The sequence below is a fragment of the Micrococcus sp. R8502A1 genome, from assembly GCF_006704135.1.
Classification (GTDB): Bacteria; Actinomycetota; Actinomycetes; order Actinomycetales; family Micrococcaceae; genus Micrococcus; species Micrococcus luteus.
Genome location: NZ_VIGS01000003.1, coordinates 12,167 through 28,601, shown reverse-complemented (window position 1 = coordinate 28,601; position 16,435 = coordinate 12,167). Strand labels below are relative to the sequence as shown.

General features: G+C 73.3%; 12 protein-coding genes and 1 tRNA gene. 2 read left to right on the top strand and 11 right to left on the bottom strand.

Annotated elements, in window-relative coordinates:
* The first annotated feature begins 39 nt into the window (after positions 1–39).
* Entirely contained in the window at positions 40–561 is a 522-nt protein-coding gene (locus tag FLM69_RS01220) for a PaaI family thioesterase (protein ID WP_036382804.1), read from the top strand.
* Positions 562–621: 60 nt separating this feature from the next.
* On the opposite strand, the gene mnhG is transcribed toward FLM69_RS01220, so the two are convergent.
* The 7 genes from mnhG to FLM69_RS01185 all read right to left on the bottom strand — a co-directional run bounded on the left by mnhG (position 622) and on the right by FLM69_RS01185 (position 6,817).
* Positions 622–999, bottom strand: a complete 378-nt coding sequence (gene mnhG, locus FLM69_RS01215) for a monovalent cation/H(+) antiporter subunit G (RefSeq protein ID WP_036382758.1) — start codon at positions 997–999, stop codon at positions 622–624.
* Between the two features lie 12 nt (positions 1,000–1,011).
* A complete protein-coding gene (locus FLM69_RS01210; RefSeq protein WP_080695973.1) occupies positions 1,012–1,302 on the bottom strand; it encodes a monovalent cation/H+ antiporter complex subunit F in 291 nt (96 codons plus the stop codon).
* Entirely contained in the window at positions 1,299–1,739 is a 441-nt protein-coding gene (locus tag FLM69_RS01205) for a Na+/H+ antiporter subunit E (protein ID WP_080695974.1), read from the bottom strand. Before FLM69_RS01205 ends, FLM69_RS01210 begins: the two co-directional genes overlap by 4 nt.
* A complete protein-coding gene (locus FLM69_RS01200) occupies positions 1,736–3,376 on the bottom strand; it encodes a monovalent cation/H+ antiporter subunit D family protein (RefSeq protein WP_061867943.1) in 1,641 nt (546 codons plus the stop codon). Before FLM69_RS01200 ends, FLM69_RS01205 begins: the two co-directional genes overlap by 4 nt.
* Entirely contained in the window at positions 3,373–3,828 is a 456-nt protein-coding gene (locus FLM69_RS01195; protein WP_036382760.1) for a sodium:proton antiporter, read from the bottom strand. Before FLM69_RS01195 ends, FLM69_RS01200 begins: the two co-directional genes overlap by 4 nt.
* Positions 3,825–6,665, bottom strand: a complete 2,841-nt coding sequence (locus FLM69_RS01190; RefSeq protein ID WP_141842746.1) for a DUF4040 family protein — start codon at positions 6,663–6,665, stop codon at positions 3,825–3,827. The genes FLM69_RS01195 and FLM69_RS01190 overlap by 4 nt, the downstream gene beginning before the upstream one ends.
* 70 nt (positions 6,666–6,735) lie before the next feature.
* Positions 6,736–6,817 (bottom strand) — tRNA-Leu (locus FLM69_RS01185).
* Positions 6,818–6,992: 175 nt separating this feature from the next.
* On the opposite strand from FLM69_RS01185, the gene FLM69_RS01180 reads away from it, so the two are divergent.
* Positions 6,993–7,589 carry an ANTAR domain-containing response regulator gene (locus FLM69_RS01180; RefSeq protein WP_010078752.1) on the top strand — a complete coding sequence of 199 codons (597 nt, stop codon included), beginning with the start codon at positions 6,993–6,995 and terminating at the stop codon, positions 7,587–7,589.
* 18 nt (positions 7,590–7,607) lie between these two features.
* On the opposite strand, the gene pyk is transcribed toward FLM69_RS01180, so the two are convergent.
* The 4 genes from pyk to lgt form a co-directional block, all read right to left on the bottom strand.
* A complete protein-coding gene (gene pyk, locus FLM69_RS01175) occupies positions 7,608–9,095 on the bottom strand; it encodes a pyruvate kinase (protein WP_061867941.1) in 1,488 nt (495 codons plus the stop codon).
* 53 nt (positions 9,096–9,148) lie between these two features.
* The gene (locus FLM69_RS01170; RefSeq protein WP_061873151.1) at positions 9,149–10,606 is read right to left on the bottom strand and encodes a glutamate synthase subunit beta; all 1,458 of its coding nucleotides are present in this window, start codon (positions 10,604–10,606) and stop codon (positions 9,149–9,151) included.
* Positions 10,599–15,227, bottom strand: a complete 4,629-nt coding sequence (gene gltB / locus FLM69_RS01165) for a glutamate synthase large subunit (RefSeq protein WP_061867939.1) — start codon at positions 15,225–15,227, stop codon at positions 10,599–10,601. Before gltB ends, FLM69_RS01170 begins: the two co-directional genes overlap by 8 nt.
* Before the next feature lie 180 nt (positions 15,228–15,407).
* Positions 15,408–16,433, bottom strand: coding sequence for a prolipoprotein diacylglyceryl transferase (gene lgt / locus FLM69_RS01160; protein ID WP_036382770.1), 1,026 nt, complete (start codon positions 16,431–16,433; stop codon positions 15,408–15,410).
* Positions 16,434–16,435 lie beyond the last annotated feature (2 nt).

Sequence of the window (16,435 nt, the reverse complement as noted above, 5' to 3'; positions counted from 1 at the left end):
GCGCGGGGCGCGCCGGTCGCGTGTGCCAGCCTAGTGCTCATGAGTGAGCACACCGAGACCACCCCCGCCGCCTCCGAGCGCGTGTACCGCCCCGGCGTCACCCCCGAGCTGAGCCCCGCCGAGCTGGAGGCGGCCTGCGCCGAGGCCGGTCTGACGCCCGAGCTTGTCACCGCCCTCGGCGGCGCGGCGATCAGCCCCCTGGCCCAGAAGATGGGTCTGCGCTTCCTCGAGCTCACGGCCGAGCGAGCCGTCGCCACCCTGCCCGTCGCGGGCAACGAGCAGCCCGTCGGGCTGCTGCACGGCGGCGCCCACCTCGTGCTCGCCGAGTCCCTGGGCTCGATGGCCGCGAAGATCCACGCCGGGCCGGACCGCAACGTCGTCGGGGTCGAGATCAGCGCCACGCACCACCGGGCCGTCCGCTCGGGCCTCGTGACCGGCACCGCGACCGCCGTCCACCTGGGCGGCACCCTCGTCACCCATGAGGTGGTGATGACGGACGAGCAGGGCCGGCGGCTCTCGACCGCCCGCATCACCAACCTGGTCCTGGCGCCGCGCCCCTGAGGCGGCACGGCCCGCCCCGGGAGACGGGACGGGCCGGGCCGACGTCGCGTGCGGGCGGTCTCAGACCTCGTCCGGCGCGTGTGGAGCGGGCTCGCCGTGCTCGCGCCCCGGGGTGTCCTCGGCGAGCTCGTCGTAGTGCCCGGGGTTCATGGGCACCCCCGTGAGGTAGGCCGAACGGGCCAGGGCCATCGTCGCCACCGACGCCGACCCGAGCTGCAGGACCACGATCAGCACGACCTTGACCACGTTGGCCACCGAGGGCATGTGGAGCAGGGCCCCGACCACGAGCAGGATCATGCCGACGCCGCCGGCCGTGCCGGTGGCGGAGATCCGCGTGTAGGGGTCCGGGAAGCGCACGAGGCCCAGGGCGGCGCCGAGGAAGACGAGCGCGCCCAGCACGATCATGAGCGAGCCGATGACGTTCATCGCGGTGTCCATGGGATGGCCTCCTCAGCGTCGCCCGCGCGTCAGCGCGCGGGCCAGGGACATGCCGGTCAGGAACCCGGTGATCGCGGCGATGAGCACCAGGTCGAACGTGAAGGCGTTGGCCGCCCGGACGCCGAACAGCGTGACCATGCCGGTGACGCTGAACGTGAGCAGGTCGCCGGAGACGGCCCGGTCGGCGTCCAGGGGCCCCACGAGGATCCGGTAGGCGGAGACGACGGCGGCGACGAGCAGCAGGGCGATGCCCACGTCGATCCCGAGCAGGGACCAGTCGTAGTGCAGGTCGGTCAGGCTCACGCGGCCACCCCCGTCCGACGCAGCGCATGGAGCATGCGCCGCTCCATGTCGTGGATGTCCGCGCGCAGGCCGTCCGCGTCGTCAAAGTACAGGCCGTGCACGTAGAGCAGCCGGCGCGCCTCCGGATCGCCCGGCTCGTCGCCGACGGCGCCCGCCCGGCGGGTGCCGAGGGTGAGGGTGCCCGGGGTGAGGGTGATGAGCGAGGACAGGACGGTGACCTCCAGGTCCGTGCGGCAGCTGGTGCGCACCCGGGCGATGCCCGAGCGGGCGTCGTCGCCGGGGGTGATCAGGTCGTGCAAGACCGCGCCCGAGGACGTGACGAGGGCCCACAGGTACCAGAGCACGAATCCGGCCAGGCGCAGCGGCCACGACCACACGCTGGCCGTGCCGTCGCGGAAGTCCTGCGTGCCGTCGTCGTACTGGTGTGCCTGGCTCATCGGCCGATCACCGCCTCCACATACGCATGCGTGTCCGTCAGCCCCTGGGCGGCCGTGTCCGAGACCAGCCACAGGCCCTGCGCGCCCAGGCCGAGCGCGAGGGACAGGGCCGCGGTGAGGACCGTCGGCAGGGCCAGCGAGAAGGGGATCCGGGAGCGGGTGAGGTCCTCGTCCCGGCTGAAGACCACGGGCAGCACACCCGTGGGGGTGTGGACGGCCGCGGGGCCGTCGGGGGTGCCGGCCGGGGCGGCCGCGCCGTCCGCGTGGGCCTCCACGATCGGCAGGGCGGCCGTCTCGAGGCGCTCCCGGTGGTGGCGGGGCATCTCGGGCTCGCCCCAGAACCAGCCGTTCCAGATGCGCAGCAGCCCCCACAGGCTCAGCAGCGACGCGACGAGCACGACGGCCACGACGGCGGTCTGGCCCGCCTCCACGCCGGCGACCACGAGCATGAGCTTGCCCGCGAACCCGGAGAACGGCGGGATCCCCACCAGGGAGAGCAGGCCCGCGAAGTACGCGGCGGCGATCAGCGGCTCACGCCGGGCCAGACCCTGCAGATCCGCCAGCCAGCCGGAGCCGTACCGGACCTCGACGGCGCCCGTCGCGGTGAACAGGGAGGTCATGACGACCATGTGGTGGATCATGTAGAAGATGCCGGCGGCCAGGCCGAGCTGCGTGGACAGGCCGACGCCGACCAGGATGCCGCCGATGCCGCTGACCATCTGCCACGAGAGGATCGCACGGGTGCTCTGCTCCCCGAGGGAGGCGACCGCGCCGATCACGAGCGTGAGCGAGCACAGGATCAGGATGGCCCACAGGTACCGAGGCTCGCCGTCGTAGAGCACGGAGTAGATGCGGTAGATCGCATAGACGCCCACCTTGGTGTGCAGGGCGGAGAAGATCGCGGTGACCGCCGGCGACGTCGAGGGGTACGCCTTGGACAGCCAGCCGTGCAGGGGCACCACGGACGCCTTGATGGACAGGGCGAACAGCACCATGAACCCGGCGACGGCGACCCGTTCGTCCCGTGCCGCCGCGCCGGCCAGCACGGCGAGGTTGACGCTGCCCGTGATGCCGTAGATGAAGCCGACGCCGACCACGAGGATCGTGGAGGTGAACAGGTTCAGCGTGACGTAGAGGCGGGCGCCGTCCACGCGGCGCAGGGGCTCGCGCCGGTTGGCGGAGAGGACGAACAGGCCGTAGGACGGCAGCAGCATGACCTCGATGAACACGAAGAGGTTGAACAGGTCCGCCGTCAGCAGGGCGCCGTTCACCCCGGCCGTGAGGACGAGCAGCAGCGGCGCGAAGTAGACGGAGTTCGTCACGCGGGAGCCGTAGGCGAACAGGGCGCCCACCCACGAGAGCCCGGCGGTGAGGGTGAGCATCAGGCCGGTGAACGTGTCGGCGGCGAACGCGATGGCGATGCCGTCCGGCCAGCCGCCCACGCCCCCGGCCACCACGGTGCCGTCCAGGCTCAGCAGGATGAGCCCGGCGCCGCTGAGCGAGCTCAGCCCGAGCAGCCAGAGCAGGGCCCGGCGGTGCAGCCCCGGACGCTCCCCCGCGATCACGAGCAGGCCGCCGGCCAGCAGGGGGACGGCCACGAACAGCGGCAGGGCCAGGCCCAGGACGTCGAGGCTCATCCGCGCTCCTCCCGGTCGTCATGGCGGTGGCTGCCGTGCAGCACGGGCTGGGGCTGCGTGGCGAGGTGGCGCACGGCGGCGCCCAGCTCGGCGCGCGGGAAGCGGGCGTCCGCGGCGGCGAGCTCGTGCGGGTCGGCGTCCTCGGAGGGGTCGGCCACCTGGTCGTCGGACCGGCCCGTCACGGCGAGCACGAGCAGCAGCACGGTGACGGCGAAGGAGATGACGATCGCCGTCAGCACGAACGCCTGGGGCAGCGGGTCGGCCTGCGCGGCCACGTCCCCGTTCCCGATGAACGGCAGGGCGCGCCGGTCGGTGCCGCCGGCGGCGAGGATGGCGAGGTTGCCGGCGTGGCCCAGCAGCACCATGCCGAGGATCACGCGCAGCAGCTCGCGCTTGGAGAACAGGTAGACCGCGCCGAACATCAGCAGGCCCACGGTGATCGCGACGGTCATCGGGTCGCCTCCTCTCGCGTCGTGGCCGCGCCGGGTGCGGCCTTCTCGGGTGCGTCGCCGTCGTCGGGCGCCTCTTCGACCGTGTCCGGGCCCAGGAGGGTGAACGCGGCGACCACGAGGCCGAGCACGCACAGGTACACGCCCATGTCGAAGACCAGGGTGGTGGACAGTCCGTAGCCGAGGATCTTCACCCCGGAGGCGGCCAGGAAGCCCTCGCCCGTGAGGTAGCCGGTCAGACCGGCGGCGGTGCCCAGGGCCACGCCGCTGCCGATGAGCGTGAGGTAGGGCCACCGCAGGCGCCGGTCGCGGTCGGTGTCGGCCGACAGGTACATGAGGGCGTAGCCCGCACCGGCCACGAGGGCCGCGATGAAGCCGCCGCCCGGCTCGTAGTGGCCGCGCAGCAGCAGCAGGGCGGACATCGCGATGATCACGGGCCCGAGACCGCGGCCGAAGGTGCGCGCGTAGACGAGGTTCTCGTGCACGTGCGCGAGCGGGGAGCGCTCGTCGACGATGCTGCGCAGCGCCCGGACGGGGGCGCGGTTCATCAGCAGCGCCGCGACGGTCAGTCCGGTCACGCCGAGCACCGTCATCTCGCCCAGGGTGTCGAGCGCGCGGAAGTCCACGAGGATCACGTTGACGACGTTCACGCCGCCGGCCTGCTCGTAGGTCTCGGTGAGGTAGTAGCGCGCGATCTCGGACATGTCGCGCCGACCGGTGAAGGCCAGGACGCCGACGGTGGAGGCGACGCCGGCGATCGTCGCGGCCACGAGGGCGCCGGCGCGGCGCGGTGCGGGGTCGCGCCGGAAGCGGCGCGGCAGGCGGCGCAGCAGCAGCACCATCACGCACACGGTGAGGACCTCGACGAGCATCTGGGTCAGGGCCACGTCCACGGCGCCGAGGGTGAAGAACCACAGCGTCACGCCGAAGCCGACGGTGCCCACGACCACCATCGCGGCGATGCGGGTGCGGGCGCGCAGGGTCGCGGCGACGCCCACGGCCACGAGGACGACGAGCGCCCAGTCGTGCCAGCGCGCGGTCTGACCGACCACGTCCGGCAGCTCGTCCACGAGCAGGACCCCGACGACCGCGAGGACGCCGAGCATGACGGACGGGATGAGCAGGTGCGCCCGGGGCGCCATGCCGCCGGAGTGACGCCCGACGACCTCGCCCAGCCGCACCAGGCCGAAGCGGATGTCGTCCACGATGTCCAGGGCCGAGAAGGGCAGACCCGTGCGCGCGGCGACCCGCTCCACGGGGCGGCGCAGCAGCACCAGGACGAGGCCCGTGGCGATCACGGCGGCGGAGAGGAGCAGCGCCGGGGTCACACCGTGCCACAGGGCCAGGTGCGCGTGCGCCTGCGCGCCTGCCACGGCCTGGGCGGCGGCGGAGACGGGGGCGTCCAGCGCCTGCGGGGCGAGGCCGAGCACGACGCCGGCCACGGCCGCCAGCACGGGCATGGTCCAGAAGGCCGGGCCCGCCTCGTGGACCTCCTCGCCGCGGGCGGACTCCCACGGCTGGGCGGTGCCGGCCGGGCTCGCGCCCCACGTGCCGAGCGCGCCGAGGACCAGACGGCCCGAGTAGGCGACGGTGAAGACGGAGGCCAGCGCGATCGCGCCCGTGACCACCGGGGCGGCCCAGGCCGGGCCCGGGGTGCCGAGGGCGGCGTCGAGCAGGCCCTCCTTCGAGACGAAGCCGAGCAGGGGCGGCACCCCGGCCATGGAGACGGCGGCGAGCGTCAGGGCCGTGCCCGTGACCGGCATGCGCACGTGCCTGCCCGCGAGCATGCGCAGGTCCCGGGTGCCGGCCTCGTGGTCCACGATGCCGATCAGCATGAACAGGGCGCACTTGAACAGCGCGTGCGCGACCGTGTGCACGACCGCGGCCGTCAGCGCCGCCGTCGTGCCGATGCCGATGGCGGCGGTCAGCAGGCCGAGCTGGCTCATGGTCGAGTAGGCGAGCAGGCCCTTCAGGTCGTGCTGACGCAGGGCCGTGACCGCGCCGAACAGCGCCGTGATAAGCCCGCATGCGATCAGCAGCGTGGACCACACGGCGTGGCCGGACAGCACGGGGCTGAACACGAGCAGCAGGAACACGCCGGCCTTCACCATCGCCGCGGCGTGCAGGTACGCGGAGACCGGGGAGATGGCGACCATGGAGTCCGGCAGCCAGGCCTGGAACGGGAACTGCGCGGACTTCGTGAAGGCGGCCAGGGCCAGCAGGACGGCCAGCACGGTGCTGGTGGCGGGGTCCTGCCAGATGTCCGAGGCCAGGACGCCGCTGAGCGAGGCCGTCCCGGCGGTGACCATCATGATGGCGACGGCGGCCAGCAGCGCGAGGCCGCCGCCCACGGTCACGAGCAGGGTCCGGATCGCGGGGTCCCGGGCGTGGTCCCCCGAGCGCCCGATGAGGAAGAAGGAGGTGAAGGAGGTGAACTCCCACGCGACGAAGAGGACCACGATGTTGTCGGCGAGCACCAGCAGCAGCATCGACGCCGCGAACGCGGTCATCAGCAGGTAGAAGGAGCCGGGGCGGCTCTCCGCGCGGTCCCGGCTGAGGTACCGGCTGGAGTAGGCGAGGATCGCGGCGCCGATGACGAGGACGATCATGGCGAACACCAGAGCCAGGCCGTTCAGCCGGAGGTCGAGGTCCACCCCGACCGCGGGGATCCACGGATGGTGCTCCGTCCGGACGTCGCCCGTCCACGCCGCGATCAGCACGCCGGCCGCGGCGAGCAGGGGTGCGGCCAGGACCCAGCCCGCGTCCCTGCCCAGCGCGCGGGAGGCCGGGACGGCCGCCACCACCGAGAGGAGGGTCAGCAGGAGGCTGGTCAGGAGCACAGGACACCACTCAGCTCGGGTCGATCGATCACGGACACGGCGCCCACGGCGGGTGGCCGCGCGCCGACGGTGCCCGAAGTGGGACTCGAACCCACACGCCTCTCGGCACCGCATTTTGAGTGCGGCGTGTCTACCGATTCCACCATTCGGGCAGTGCCGCCCGGAGGCGGGACTCGATCACCCTATCAGCGCCCCGACCCGGCGTCCTCGGCCTTCCGGCGACGGTCCCCGCCGCCGCGCCCGCGCCGCGCCCATCGCGCACGGTAGCCTGGTGGACCACCAGCGGCGCCGCACCGACGCCGTCCCGGCCCGCACGAAGGAGCTGCCGTGTCCACGCTGACGCCTCCCGAGGAGACCGGCCTGCGGGCCGTCGTCGCCGAGGACGAGACCCTGATCCGCCTCGACCTGGTGGAGGTGCTCACCGGGGCGGGCTACCGGGTGGTCGCCGAGGCCGGCGACGGCCGCGCCGCCGTCGAGGCCGTGCGCGAGCACCGCCCGGACATCGTGGTGATGGACGTGAAGATGCCCGTGATGGACGGCATCGCGGCCGCGGGCGAGATCGCCGGGGAACGGCTCGCCCCCGTGGTGATGCTGACCGCCTTCAGCCAGCGCGAGCTGGTGGAGCGCGCCCGGACCGCCGGGGCCATGGCCTACGTGGTCAAGCCCTTCACCGAGGCCGACCTGGTCCCCGCCATCGAACTGGCCGTGGCCCGCTTCGACGAGCTGCGCAGCCTCGAGGCCGAGGTGCGGGACCTGGGCGACCGCCTGGAGACCCGCAAGATCGTGGACCGGGCCAAGGCGCTGCTCCAGGAGCGGATGCGCCTGACCGAGGCCGAGTCCTTCCGCTGGATCCAGAAGACCTCCATGGACCGGCGCCTGACCATGCGGGAGGTCGCGCAGGCCGTCATCGACCAGGTCGGCTGAGCGGCGCCCGCGCGCTCGTCAGAGCGGGGAGCGGGCCGGCCAGAAGCCGACCGGCTCGCGCGTCTGCGGCGAGGCGGCGGACGAGCCGCCCGCGGCGTCGTCGCCCACGCGGTGCACGCGCAGCGTGTTCGTGGAGCCCACGGCCCCGGGAGGGGACCCGGCGGCGATGACCACGAGGTCGCCGTGCTGGGCGATGCCCTCCGATGTGAGCGACTGCTCCACCTGGAGGGTCATCTTGTCCGTGGAGTCCTGGAACGGGACCATCTTCGGGTAGACGCCCCACGTCAGGCACAGGATGTTGTGCGTGTGCTCGTGGTGGGTGAACGCGTAGATCGGCTGACGCGGCCGCAGGCGGCTGAGCCGACGGGCCGAGTCGCCGGACTCGGTGAACGTGGCGAGGAACGGGATCTCGAGCTGGTTCGCGACCTCGACGGCGGCCCGGGTGATCGCGCCGCCGCGCGTGCGGGGACGCGAGCCGAGCGGGTGGATGAGCTCCAGGCCGTGGGTCTCGGTGGACTCGATGATCCGGGCCATCGTCTGGACCGTCTCGACCGGATATGCGCCCACCGAGGTCTCGCCCGAGAGCATGACGGCGTCCGCGCCGTCGAGCACGGCGTTGGCGCAGTCCGAGGCCTCGGCGCGCGTCGGGCGCGGGCTGTCGATCATCGACTCGAGCACCTGCGTGGCCACGATGACCGGCTTCGCCCAGCGGCGGGCGAGGTCCACTGCGCGCTTCTGCACCACGGGCACGTCCTCGAGCGGCAGCTCCACGCCGAGGTCGCCGCGGGCCACCATGATGGCGTCGAACGCGTCCACGATGGCCTCGAGGTTCTCCACCGCCTGGGGCTTCTCGATCTTGGCGATGACCGGGACCCGGCGCTCCTCCTCGTCCATGATCTCGTGCACCCGGTCCACGTCCGCGGCGTCCCGCACGAAGGACAGCGCCACCATGTCCACGCCGGTGCGCAGCGCCCAGCGCAGGTCCCGCTCGTCCTTCTCGGACAGGGCCGGCACGTTCACCGCCACGCCGGGCAGGTTGATCCCCTTGTTGTCCGAGACCATGCCCGGCACCTCGACCTCGGCCACCACGTCCGTGTCCGTGACCTCGACGGCGCGCAGGCGCACCTTGCCGTCGTCCACCAGGAGCACGTCACCGGGGGCGACGTCCCCGGGCAGACCCTTGTGGGTGGTGCCGACCAGCTCGCGGGTCCCGGGCACGTCCCGGGTGGTGATGGTGATCCGATCGCCCCTCTCGAGCAGATGCGGGCCGTCGGTGAAGCGGCCCAGGCGGATCTTGGGGCCCTGGAGGTCGGCGAAGATCGCGACGGGGCGGCTCTCCTCCACGCTGAGGCGGCGCACTCGCTCGTAGGACGTCTCGTGGACCGCGTGGTCGCCGTGGCTCATGTTGAGGCGGACGACATCCGCCCCCGCACGGATGATGGCGCGGGTGGTCTCGTCGGAGTCGGTGGCGGGCCCGAAGGTGGCGATGATCTTCGCGTGTCGCATGGGTCCACTCTAGGCGCGGGCGCGCTCCCTGGCCGAGGGGCTAGCCCCGCCGTTCACCTCAGGACGAAGCCGTGGTCGGAGGGCCGGACCGGCGCCGGGAGCATGGTGTCCCCCGAGAGGAACCGGTCCACCTCGGCCGCGACGGCGCGGCCCTCGGCGATCGCCCACACCACGAGCGAGGCGCCGCGCGAGACGTCGCCGCACGCGAACACGCCCGGGGCCTGCGTGGCGTACGTCTCGTCGCGGACCACGAGGCCGCGCTCGAGGGACACGGCGGAGCGGTCCACGAGCTCGTCCAGGTCCGCTCCCGTGAAGCCGAGGGCCAGCAGTACGAGGTCAGCCGGGATCTCGTGCTCGGTGCCGGCCCGCGGGCCGCGGGTGCCGTCGGCCCGGATCTCGGTCTCGGCCACCTTGAGGGCGCGCACCCGGCCCTCCGCGTCGCCGAGGAACTCGACGGTGGAGGCCAGGTAGATGCGCTCGCCGCCTTCGGCGTGCGCGGAGGCGACCTCGAACAGGGTGGGCACGGTGGGCCAGGGCTGGTGCTCGGGGCGCTGCTCCGGCGGCCGCCTGCCGATCGCCAGCGTGGTGACCGAGGCGGCCCCCTGGCGGTGGGCGGTGCCGATGCAGTCCGCGCCCGTGTCGCCGCCGCCGAGGATCACGACGTGCCGGCCCTGGGCACTGATCGGCTCGAGCTCGCCGCCGGCGACCCGCCGGTTGACGGGCACGAGGTAGTCCATGGCCAGGTGGATGCCGTCCAGGCCGCGGCCCGGCAGGGGCAGCTCCCGGCCGACGGGGGCGCCGGTGGCCAGCACCACGGCGTCGTAGCGGCGCTGCAGCGCCTCCCAGCTCATGTCCGTGCCGATCCGCACGCCGGTGCGGAACCGGGTGCCCTCCTCGGTCATCTGGGCGATGCGGCGGTCGATCAGATGCTTCTCCAGCTTGAAGTCCGGGATGCCGAACCGCAGCAGCCCGCCGAGCGCCTCGTCCTTCTCGTAGACCACCACGGTGTAGCCGGAGCGGGTCAGCTGCTGGGCGGCGGCCAGGCCCGCCGGGCCCGAGCCGACGACGGCGACGGTCAGCCCGTTCTGCCGCTGCGGCGGGTGCGGGGTGAGGGAGGGCGCGTCGAAGAGGTGGTCCGCGATCGACAGCTCCACCTGCTTGATGGACACGGCCGGCTGGTTGATGCCGAGCACGCACGAGGCCTCGCACGGGGCGGGGCAGATCCGGCCGGTGAACTCGGGGAAGTTGTTCGTGGCCTCGAGGCGGGCGCCGGCCTCGTCCCAGTCGTCCCGGTACACGAGGTCGTTGAACTCGGGGATGAGGTTGCCCAGGGGGCAGCCTGCGTGGCAGAAGGGCACGCCGCAGTCCATGCAGCGGGAGGCCTCCGTGCGCACGATCGCCTCGTCCTGGCGCACGTGGACGTCCTTGAAGTCCATGATGCGGACGGGGACGGGGCGCGAGGGGCGCGGGACGCGCTCGCGATGCTTCAGGAATCCGCGCGGGTCAGCCACGGGTCACCTCCAGGATTCGGGCCCAGGCGGCGTCGCCGTCGGGGTCGGTGCCGGCGTCCCGGCTCTCAGTTCGGATCTCCTGCACGGCCGCGTAGCGGCGCGGCAGGACGGTGGTGAAGCGCTCCCAGAGCGCCTCGGCGGCCTCGGCGGGGCCGTCCAGCTCGGCGAGCAGGCGCGCGGCCAGGTCCGAGCCGGTGGCGGCCCGGTGCTCCTCGAGCAGCTCGCGGATGAGCGCGCGGTCCGCGCCCTGGGGGCGGCGGAGCAGCAGCTCGTCCTCCTTGACGGCGAGCGGGTTGAGCTGGGCGGGGTCCAGGTCCAGGAAGAACCCGACGCCGCCGGACATGCCGGCCGCGAGGTTGCGGCCGGTGTTCCCCAGCACGAGGGCGGTGCCGCCCGTCATGTACTCGAGGCCGTGGTCGCCGATGCCCTCGACGACGGCGACCGCCCCCGAGTTGCGGACCAGGAACCGCTCCCCCACGCGGCCGTTGAGGAACAGCCGCCCCGAGGTGGCGCCGTAGCCCACCACGTTGCCGGCGATCATGTTCTCCTCGGCCGCGAAGGGGGCCTCGGGGGCGGGTCGCAGGGCCACCGTGCCGCCGGAGAGGCCCTTGCCCACGTAGTCGTTGGCGTCCCCGGACAGGGTGATGCTCACGCCGGCCGGCAGGAAGGCGCCGAGGGACTGCCCGGCCTCGCCGGTCAGCTCGATGCGGATGGTGTCCCGGGGCAGCTCGTCGTCGAGCCGGGCCGCGGTGACGCGGTGGCCCAGCAGGGTGCCCACGGAGCGGTCGGTGTTCACGAGGCGGTCCGTGACGGTCACGGGCGTCTCGGTGACCACGGCGTCCGCCACCTGGTCCAGCCAGCGCTGGTCCGCCTGGTCCTGGAGCCGGTGGTCCTGCTCCGTGAGCCGGCGGCGCGGGGCCTCCTCGGGCACCCCGGCGTCCGAGAGCACGCCGGACAGGTCCAGGCCCTCGGTCTTGAAGTGCCCGATCGCCGCGTCCTTGTGCAGCAGGTCCTGGCGGCCGATCGCCTCGTCCAGGGAGCGCAGGCCGAGCTCGGCGAGCAGCTCGCGCACCTCCTGGGCGATGTACTCGAAGAACGTCACCACGAACTCCGGCCGGCCGGTGAAGCGGGCGCGCAGCTCGGGGTTCTGCGTGGCCACGCCCACGGGGCAGGTGTCCAGGTGACACACGCGCATCATGATGCAGCCCGAGACCACGAGCGGCGCCGTCGCGAAGCCGAACTCCTCGGCGCCGAGCAGGGCCGCGATCACCACGTCCCGGCCGGTCTTGAGCTGGCCGTCCACCTGCACGGTCACGCGGTCGCGCAGCCCGTTGAGCCGCAGCGTCTGCTGGACCTCGCTCAGCCCCAGCTCCCACGGGGTGCCGGCGTGCTTGAGCGAGTTCAGCGGGGAGGCCCCGGTGCCGCCGTCGTGCCCCGAGATGAGCACGACATCGGCCTTCGCCTTGGTCACGCCGGCCGCCACCGTGCCCACGCCGGTCTCGGAGACCAGCTTGACGTGCACGCGGGCCTGCGGGTTGGCTCGCTTGAGGTCGTGGATCAGCTGGGCGAGGTCCTCGATCGAGTAGATGTCGTGGTGCGGCGGCGGGGAGACGAGGGAGACGCCCGGCGTCGAGTGCCGCGTGCGCGCCACCCACGGGTAGACCTTGGCGCCCATGAGCTGGCCGCCCTCGCCGGGCTTGGCGCCCTGGGCCATCTTGATCTGCAGGTCCGTGGCGGTGGACAGGTACAGGCTCGTGACGCCGAACCGGCCCGAGGCGATCTGCTTGACGCGCGAGTTGCGCTCCGGGTCGAGCAGGCGCTCGGGGTCCTCGCCGCCCTCGCCCGAGTTCGAGCGCGCGCCGAGGCGGTTCATGGCCACCGCGAGCGTCTCGTGGGCCTCCTGGGAGATCGAGCCGTAGGACATGGCGCCGGTGGAGAACCGCTTCACGATCGACTCGACGGACTCGACCTCGGAGACCGGCACGCGCTCGCGCCCCTTCGTGGCGAGCCCGAGCAGGCCGCGCAGGGTCATCAGGTCCGCGGACTGCTCGTCCACGCGCCGCGTGTAGTCCTTGAAGATGTCGTAGCGCCGCTCGCGGGTGGCGTGCTGCAGGCGGAACACGGTCTCGGGGTTGAACAGGTGCGGCGGCCCCTCTCGGCGCCACTTGTACTCGCCGCCCACGGGCAGGCCCGAGGTGCCGCGCGGGCCCACGGTGGAGGCGGAGGAGCCGTCCACGGGGAACGCCGTGGCGTGGCGGGCCGCGGACTCGGCCGCGATCACGTCCAGCCCCACCCCGTCCATCGGCGAGCGGGTGCCCGTGAAGTAGCGGTCCACGAAGGACCGGGAGAGGCCGAGCGCCTCGAACGTCTGGGCGCCGCAGTACGAGGCCACCGTGGAGATGCCCATCTTGGACATGATCTTCTGCACGCCCTTACCGAGCCCGTGGATGAGGTTCCGGGTGGCCTCCTGCTCGGTGACGCCGGTGAGCGTGCCGGTGCGCACGAGCTCCTCGGCCGTCTCCATGGACAGGTACGGGTTGACGGCGGAGGCGCCGTAGCCGATCAGCACGGCCACGTGGTGGACCTCGCGCACGTCGCCGGCCTCCACGAGCAGGGAGGTGCGGGTGCGCGAGGCGCTCGCCAGCAGGTGGTGGTGCACGGCCGAGGTGAGCAGCAGGGACGGGATGGGCGCCCACTGCGCGTTGGCGTCCCGGTCCGAGAGGACCACGTACTGCACGCCGCGCTGGACGGCCGCGGAGACCTGCTCGCAGATCTCCTTGAGGCGGGAGCGCATCTCCTCGGCGCCGCCGGCCACGAGGTAGAGCCCCTTGACCTTGAGGGCGCGGCGCGTGCCGTCCTCGGCGCGCACCGCGGCGATGCGGGCGAGCTGCTCGTTGTCCAGCACCGGGAAGGGGATCTCGACGGCGTCCGTCGTCACCTTGCCCGCGGCGAGCAGGCTCGCCTGGGGTCCGATGCACGTGCGCATCGAGGTGACCTGCTCCTCGCGGATGGAGTCCAGCGGCGGGTTGGTCACCTGCGCGAAGTTCTGCGTGAAGTAGTCGAAGAGCAGGCGCGGGCGCGGGGAGAGCGCCGCGATCGGGGTGTCCGTGCCCATCGCCCCGAGGGGCTCGGCGCCGTGCCGCGCCATGGGCTCGATGATCGTGCGCACCTCCTCGTCCGTGTAGCCGAACAGGCGCTGGCGCAGGCGGACGGAGTCGCCGTGGTAGCGGACGGGCTCGCGCTCGGGCAGGTCCTCGATCCGCCGCAGCGAGTCGGCCACCCAGTCCTTCCACGGGGCGGAGGCGGCGATCTCGGCCTTGACCTCCTCGTCCTCGATGATGCGGCCCTGCTCGGTGTCCAGCAGGAACATCCGCCCGGGCTTGACCCGGCCCTTACGGACCACGGTGGCCGGGTCGATGTCCAGGACGCCGACCTCGGACGCGAGCACCACGAGCCCGTCCCGGGTCTCCCAGTAGCGGGCGGGGCGCAGGCCGTTGCGGTCCAGCACCGAGCCGAGCTGCACGCCGTCGGTGAAGGCGATCGCGGCGGGGCCGTCCCACGGCTCCATGAGCATCGAGTGGTACTGGTAGAACGCGCGCCGGTCCTCGTCCATGGTGGTGTGGTTCTCCCACGCCTCCGGGACCATCATCATGATCGCGTGCGAGAGCGGGCGGCCGGCCAGGTGGATCAGCTCGGCCACCTCGTCGAACGAGGCCGAGTCCGAGCCGGAGGCGCTCACGATGGGGAACATCTCCTCGGGCACCTCGCCGAGCAGCGGGTGGCGCAGCTCGCCCTGGCGGGCCCGCATCCAGTTGCGGTTGCCCTTGACGGTGTTGATCTCGCCGTTGTGCGCGATCGTGCGGAAGGGCTGGGCCAGCGGCCACGAGGGGAACGTGTTCGTGGAGAAGCGGGAGTGGACCACGGCCAGGCGGGTCACGTACCGCTCGTCCGAGAGGTCCGGGTAGAACGGCTCGACCTGCGCCGTCGAGAGCATGCCCTTGTAGACGAGGGTGCGCGAGGACAGGGAGGGGAAGTAGACGCCGCTGCGCTGGGCGCGGCGGCGCAGGCGCCAGGCGCGGGCGTCCAGCGAATGGCCGGGGGCCTCGACGTCCTCGCCGGCGGGGACGGCCAGGAAGAGCTGCTCGAAGACCGGCATGACAGCGCGCGAGCCCGGGCCGAGCACGGACTCGTCGGTGGGGACGGGACGCCAGCCGAGCAGGTCGAGGCCCTCGACGACGGCGGCCTCGGCGATCGCCTCCTGCGCGGCGGCGCGGGCGGCCTCGTCCTGGGGCAGGAAGGCGGTGCCGACGGCGTACTCCCCCGCCGCGGGCAGCTCGAAGGAGACGGTGGCGCGCAGCAGGGCGTCGGGGACCTGGGTGATGATGCCCGCGCCGTCGCCGGTGCCCTCGTCCGCTCCCACGGCGCCGCGGTGCTCGAGCGCCCGCAGGGCGGTCAGCGCGTCCTGGACGATCTTGTGGGTGGCCGGGCCGCGCAGGGTGGCCACGGCGGCGAGGCCGCACGCGTCCTTCTCCTGCTCCGGGTCGTAGAGACCCGCCGCCTCCGGCTGGGCGGCGAACGCGCGGAACGGGTCGGCGTGCAGGGTCTTCGATGGGTGCTGCATGGCGCGTCCTTCTCCTGTGGCCGGCCGGAGGGCCGGGGTGAGGAGGAGACGACGCTGGCCCCTGCGATGGTGAGCGGACCCTGCCTCGGGGATCGCCCGGCGGGTCGCGTTGCGCACGAGTGTAGCGAGGAAGGCGACCTGCGCCACATTCTCAGACGCGGATGTCCGAATGCTGGACGCTCAGCGGTCCTCGCGGACCCCCGCGGCCGTGGATCCGGCGCCGTCGTCGGGGCCCTGCCCCGCGACCGCCGCGTCGACGGGCGCGCCCGCGCCGGCCTCGAGGGCGGGGCCGCGGCCGGGCAGCCACACGGAGTCGTCCGAGCGCGGGCCGGCGGCGGCCGGGCCGTGCTTGACCAGGATGACGGCGAGCATCACGAGCGCCAGCAGGAGCATCACGATCGAGGTCCACACGTTCAGGCGCTGGGTCACGCCGAAGAGCGTGACCAGCTCCGCGTCGTCGATGCGCAGCATCTCGATCCACACGCGACCGGCCGTGTACCAGGCGACGTAGGCCCAGACCATGGCGCCGTGCCGCAGCCGCCACCGCCGGTCCACCAGCAGCAGGACGGCGACGCCCAGCAGGTTCCAGAGCGACTCGTAGAGGAACGTGGGGTGGAACAGGGTGTCCGCGGGCACGCCCGCGGGGAAGTTCGGGTGGTCGGCGTCCACGCGCAGGCCCCACGGGGCCGTCGTCGGGCCGCCGAAGAGCTCCTGGTTGAACCAGTTGCCCCACCGGCCCACGGCCTGGGCCAGCAGGATGCCCGGGGCGACGACGTCGGCGAACGCGCTCAGCCGCACCCCGTAGCGCCGGCACGCGATCCACGCGCCCACCGCCCCGAGGGCGATCGCGCCCCAGATGCCCAGGCCGCCGTTCCACACGTACAGGATCTGGATCGGGTCGCCCGTGCCGTCGAAGCCGGGGCCGAAGTACCGGTCCGGCGAGGAGAACACGTGGTAGAGCCGCCCGCCGACGAAGCCGAACGGGATGGCCCACAGGGCCACGTCCAGGACGCGCCCCTCGGGGCCGCCCCGGGCCTTCCAGCGGCGCTCGGCCAGCCACAGCGCCAGGACGATGCCCAGGATGATGCTCAGCGCGTACGCGTGGATCTTCACCGGGCCGATCTCGAAGCCGTCCCAGGTGGGGGCGGGGAACGCGGCCAGGGGTGCGAGGGCGGCGGGGGACGCCAGGGAGGCCAGGGCGGTCATGC

What these genes read in the sequence shown, in the direction of transcription:
- FLM69_RS01220 (WP_036382804.1), top strand. Translation starts at nt 40, where the DNA reads ATGAGTGAGCACACCGAGACCACCCCCGCCGCCTCCGAGCGCGTGTAC.
- mnhG (WP_036382758.1), bottom strand. Translation starts at nt 999, where the DNA reads ATGGACACCGCGATGAACGTCATCGGCTCGCTCATGATCGTGCTGGGC.
- FLM69_RS01205 (WP_080695974.1), bottom strand. Translation starts at nt 1,739, where the DNA reads ATGAGCCAGGCACACCAGTACGACGACGGCACGCAGGACTTCCGCGAC.
- FLM69_RS01200 (WP_061867943.1), bottom strand. Translation starts at nt 3,376, where the DNA reads ATGAGCCTCGACGTCCTGGGCCTGGCCCTGCCGCTGTTCGTGGCCGTC.
- FLM69_RS01195 (WP_036382760.1), bottom strand. Translation starts at nt 3,828, where the DNA reads ATGACCGTCGCGATCACCGTGGGCCTGCTGATGTTCGGCGCGGTCTAC.
- pyk (WP_061867941.1), bottom strand. Translation starts at nt 9,095, where the DNA reads ATGCGACACGCGAAGATCATCGCCACCTTCGGGCCCGCCACCGACTCC.
- gltB (WP_061867939.1), bottom strand. Translation starts at nt 15,227, where the DNA reads ATGCAGCACCCATCGAAGACCCTGCACGCCGACCCGTTCCGCGCGTTC.
- lgt (WP_036382770.1), bottom strand. Translation starts at nt 16,433, where the DNA reads ATGACCGCCCTGGCCTCCCTGGCGTCCCCCGCCGCCCTCGCACCCCTG.